Origin of the sequence: Amycolatopsis sp. CA-126428 (assembly GCF_002904335.1) — a bacterium.
Lineage (GTDB): Bacteria > Actinomycetota > Actinomycetes > Mycobacteriales > Pseudonocardiaceae > Amycolatopsis.
The window spans coordinates 1-3,033 of the sequence record NZ_PPHF01000138.1; the positions used below are offsets into that span (position 1 = coordinate 1).

General features: G+C 76.5%; 1 protein-coding gene. It reads left to right on the forward strand.

Annotated elements, in window-relative coordinates:
• A partial coding sequence (locus tag C2L58_RS51410; RefSeq protein WP_146073727.1) for a type I polyketide synthase occupies window positions 1-3,033 on the forward strand: 3,033 nt, incomplete at both ends.

The window sequence follows — 3,033 nt, forward strand, 5'->3', positions numbered from 1 at the left end:
GAACTCACCGCCCGCTACTGGTACGACAACCTCCGCAACCCCGTCCAGTTCCAGACCGCCGTCGAAAACCTCGTCGCCGACGGGCACACCCTCTTCATCGAAACCAGTCCCCACCCCGTCCTTACCACCGCCATCCCCGACGCCACCGCCCTCGGCACCCTGCGCCGCGACCACGGCGACCGGCTCCAGTTCACCTCCGCCCTCGCCCAGGCCCACGTCCACGGCGCCACCCCCGACTGGAGCACCGTCTTCCCCGGCGCCCGGCACGCCGACCTGCCCACCTACCCGTTCCAGCGCGAACGCTATTGGCTCGACGCCCCGGCGGGCGGGGACGCCGCCTCCGCCGGGCAGCGGCCGGCCGAGCACCCGCTGCTCGCGGCGGCCGTCGAGGTCGCCGGGACCGGCACGCTCGTCCTCACCGGGCAGCTGTCCCTCACCGACCGCCCGTGGCTGGCCGACCACGCCGTCGACGGCACGGTGCTGGTGCCGGGCACCGCCTTCGTCGACCTCGCCCTGCACGCCGCGCACCACGCCGGCCACGGCGGCATCGGGGAACTGACGCTCGAAGCGCCGCTCGTCCTCGGCCCCGGACCGGTGCACGTCCAGGTCGTCGTCGACGCCGGCGGTGCGCTCAGCGTCCACTCGCGCCCCGCCGCCGGCGAAGACGAACCCTGGACGCGGCACGCCACCGGGACCGCGGGCCCGGCGACCGCCGCGCCGCCACCCCCGGCCGAGTGGCCGCCGTCCGGCGCCACGCCGATCGACCTCGGCGGCGGCTACGACGACCTCGCCGCCCGGGGCTACGAATACGGGCCCACCTTCCAGGCGCTGCGCTCGGCGTGGCGGCGTGACGAAGTCGTCTACGCCGAGGTCGCCCTCGCCGAAACCACCGACGTTTCGGGCCACCCGGTGCACCCCGCGCTGCTCGACGCGGCCCTGCACGCCCTCGCCGGGCCGGGCGCCGTCCAGGTGCCCTTCACCTGGAGCGCGATCACGCTGCACGCGACCGGCGCGACCGCGGCGAGGGCCGTCCTCACCCACCGGGAGGACGGCGCCGTCGCCATCGCCCTGCACGACCCCGCGGGGACGCCGCTGGTGACCGTCGGCGAGCTGCGCACCCGGCCGTTCACCCGCGGCGCGGAAGAGCCGGTGCTGCGGCTGGGGTGGACGCCCGTCCCGGCCGGGACGGGCACACCGCCGCGGGACTGGGCCCAGCTCGGCGCCGACCTCGGGTTCGGCCCGGTCCACGAGGACCTCGCGGAACTCGCGGCGGTGCCCGAAGCAGCCCTGCTTGCGTGCCCGGTGGGAGACGGTCCGGTCCCGGCCCGGGTCCGGGCGGTCCTGGACCGGGTCCTGACGACCGTGCAGGCCTGGCTGGCCGACGAGCGGACGGCGGAGTCCCGGCTGGTCGTGGTCACCCGCGGCGCCGTCGCCGTCCACGACGGGGACGACGTCGACCTCGCGACCGCACCCGTGTGGGGGCTGCTGCGCTCGGCGCAGGCCGAGCACCCCGGCCGGCTCGTCCTCGCCGACATCGACACCCCGGACGCCCTCCCGGCCGCCCTGGCCACCGGCGAACCGCAATTCGCCTTGCGGGACGGCGAAATTTTGGTCCCGCGCCTGACGCGAGCCACCGTCCCGGCGAGCTCGCCGCGGCTGGACCCCGGCGGCACGGTCCTGATCACCGGCGGCACCGGTGTCCTCGGTGCGCTGCTCGCCCGGCACCTGGTCACCGCGCACGGCGCCCGGCACCTCCTGCTGACCAGCCGCCGCGGCCCCGGGGCACCCGGCGCGGCCGAGCTCGAAGCCGAACTCACCGCCCTCGGCGCCGAAGTCACCACCGCCGCGTGCGACACGGCCGACCGCGAGGCGGTGCGCACGCTGCTGGAAAGCACCGCGCGCCCGCTCACCGCCGTCTTCCACACCGCGGGCGTCCTCGACGACGCGCTCGTCACGGCGCTCGGGCCCGAGCAGCTCGACACCGTGCTCCGGCCGAAGCTGGACGCCGCGTGGCACCTGCACGAGCTCACCGCCGGGGTCGGCACGTTCGTCCTGTACTCGTCGGCCGCGGGGGTGCTCGGCACGCCCGGGCAGGCCAACTACGCGGCGGCGAACGCGTTCCTCGACGCCCTCGCCCGGCACCGGCACGCCCGGGGGCTGCCGGCCACCTCGCTCGCGTGGGGGCTGTGGGAAGAGGCCAGCGGCCTGACCGGCGACCTCGGCGCGGCGGACCGGGCGCGGCTGACCCGCAGCGGGTTGCGGCCGGTCGGCACCGAAGAAGCGTTGCGCCTGCTCGACGTCACCCTCGGCGGGGACCTGGCGGACCTCGTCCCCGCCCGCCCCGATCTCGCCGCCCTGCGGGAGCGGGCCGGTTCCGGCACCCTCCCGGCCGTTTTCTCGGGTCTCGTCCGCTCGCCCGCGCGGGTCGTCGCCGGAAACCAGGCGGGCGGGCTGCCCGCGCAGGACCGCCACCGGCACGCGCTGAACCTCGTGCGCGAGACCGCCGCGGCGGTGCTCGGGCACTCGAGCGCGGACGCCGTCGATCCCGGGCACGCCTTCAAGGACCTGGGGTTCGATTCGCTCACCGCGGTCGAGCTGCGCAACCGGCTCGGCGCGGCCACCGGGCTGCCTCTGCCGGCCACGCTCGTCTTCGACTACCCGACCCCCGCCGCGCTGGCGGACCGGCTGGCCGGACTCGCCGACGGCACCGGCCCGGCCGCCGTGGCCGCCCCGACGGCCGGCGCGTCCGACGAACCGATCGCGATCGTCGGCATGGCCTGCCGCTACCCCGGCGGCGTCCGCACCCCCGACGACCTCTGGCACCTCGTCGCCGACGGCACCGACGCCATCGGTGAATTCCCCGACAACCGCGGCTGGGACCTCGGCACCCTCTACGACCCCGACCCGGACCACCCCGGCACCAGCTACGTCAACCAAGGCGGTTTCCTCCACGACGCCGGCGAATTCGACCCCGCCTTCTTCGAAATGAGCCCCCGCGAAGCCCTCGCCACCGACCCCCAGCAACGACTCCTC